This window comes from Agrobacterium sp. LAD9, from assembly GCF_003031125.1.
GTDB classification, from domain to species: domain Bacteria; phylum Pseudomonadota; class Alphaproteobacteria; order Rhizobiales; family Rhizobiaceae; genus Agrobacterium; species Agrobacterium radiobacter.
The window spans coordinates 1-1,607 of the sequence record NZ_PHGS01000041.1 but is presented as its reverse complement, the minus strand read 5'-3'; the positions used below and the strand labels follow the sequence as shown (position 1 = coordinate 1,607).

General features: G+C 55.3%; 1 protein-coding gene. It reads right to left on the bottom strand.

Going from position 1 to position 1,607, the window contains the following annotated elements:
* Nucleotides 1–28: 28 nt before the first annotated feature.
* Entirely contained in the window at nt 29–1,567 is a 1,539-nt protein-coding gene (locus DA915_RS28555) for an IS3 family transposase (RefSeq protein ID WP_107676177.1), read from the bottom strand.
* Nucleotides 1,568–1,607 lie beyond the last annotated feature (40 nt).

The following is a 1,607-nucleotide window of genomic DNA, read 5'->3' as shown; positions in this document are numbered from 1 at the left end:
GGGGATGCGGATAAAAAGTTGGACTAATTTATACTGTTAGGCCAAGGCTTTCTCGATACTCGACCGGACTGCGTGAGCCCAGTGATAATTTGATGCGCTTTTCATTGTACCATCGGATGTACGCATCAACCTCGTGGACAAACTGCTCGATTGTGATGGTCTTCCAGTCTCGAGGGTAGAAGAGTTCTGTTTTCAATCGGCCGAAGAAGCCTTCGCACCCAGCGTTATCTTGTGAGCAGCCCTTGCGGGACATTGAACGAACCAGCTTCGCATCGCTGATCCGCGTGAGCCAGCCGGGCCAGCGATAATGCGCTCCACGATCCGAATGGATGATTGTCCCGCTTTCGGCATCGGTGACTGTCTTGATAGCGGCGTCCAGCATCGTGTTGACTAACCCCGCATCAGGTTGCGTTCCAATCGACCAACTGATCACCATGCCATCGAAGCAATCTATGATAGGCGAGAGATACACTTTGCCGGCTGGGATCTGGAATTCGGTGATGTCCGTGAGCCATTTCTCATTCGGTGTTGCTGCATGGAAGTCGCGGTTGATCAGGTTCTCAGGCGCAGGACTGATTTCTCCCAAGTACGAACCAAAACGCCGTCGCCGTGGTCTGGCGGCGACCAGGCGCTCCTGTTTCATCAATCGCTGCACAACCTTTTCCGAGATTGTCACACTCTGCCTGGCCAGAGACGCCTGCAGTCTACGATAGCCGTAGCAGCGATGGTTGGTTTCAAAGATCTCCGTGATGCTGCGACGGATGGTGGCATACTTGTCTGCCAGGCTCGCTCGGGCGCGGTGGTAGAAGTAGGAGCTTCGCGCAATTCCCAACTGCACTAGCAGTTGTGGCAATCGATAGATGTCTTTGAGGGCGTCAACCAGCTGTGTCTTCTCCCGATTACTCAGGAGTTGCAGATCGACGCCCAGGCCTTTTTTTAGCAGTTCATTGGCCTTCTTCAGCAGATCATGCTCGAGTTGCAATTGGCGGACATCGCGTTGGAGGGCCTCAAGCTGTCGCTCGAGTTCCTCGCGCTCAGGTGCCGGCGCAGAGGTTTTGCGGCGTTTCATCGATGAGGCAACCTCATGACCGAGTGACTCATTCCTCCAACTGTACAATGTTGGCCGACATACGCCCAGCCGGTCGGCGACTTCCTGGGCACTCTCTTCTCCACTGCAAAGATCGAGGACCGCGACCTGCTTCAAGGCCTCAGGATAAGCTGGACGCCAGGATCGACCGGCCATCGAAGTCCTCGCCTCCGGAAACGCCTCTCGAACCCATGCCGTCAAAGTTCCACGACCGGGATAACCCAACGCTCTCATCGTTGAAGAGATACAGCGATCGTGAGTGCGGTAGTGCTCAAGTGCCACCTGCTTCTGGGCCTCGGAAAACTTCGGCGCGCGACCCACAGAACGAACCCGCAGGTCTTGGTGCTGCTCGTATTCGCGGTACCAGTTCCTCAGCGCATTCTTGGTCGGATAACCCAATTGGCGGATCGTCGCCTTAACCCGCTTGCCGAGCTTAATATACAGCTCGACCGCGCGAATTCTGTCTGTATGGGAATACATGAACTACCTCCTGGTGGTCCAAGTTTTCGTCCGCATCCCC

Bases quoted from the DNA above. Each gene is read 5' to 3' on its own strand.
- DA915_RS28555 (WP_107676177.1), bottom strand. From the start codon at position 1,567: ATGTATTCCCATACAGACAGAATTCGCGCGGTCGAGCTGTATATTAAG.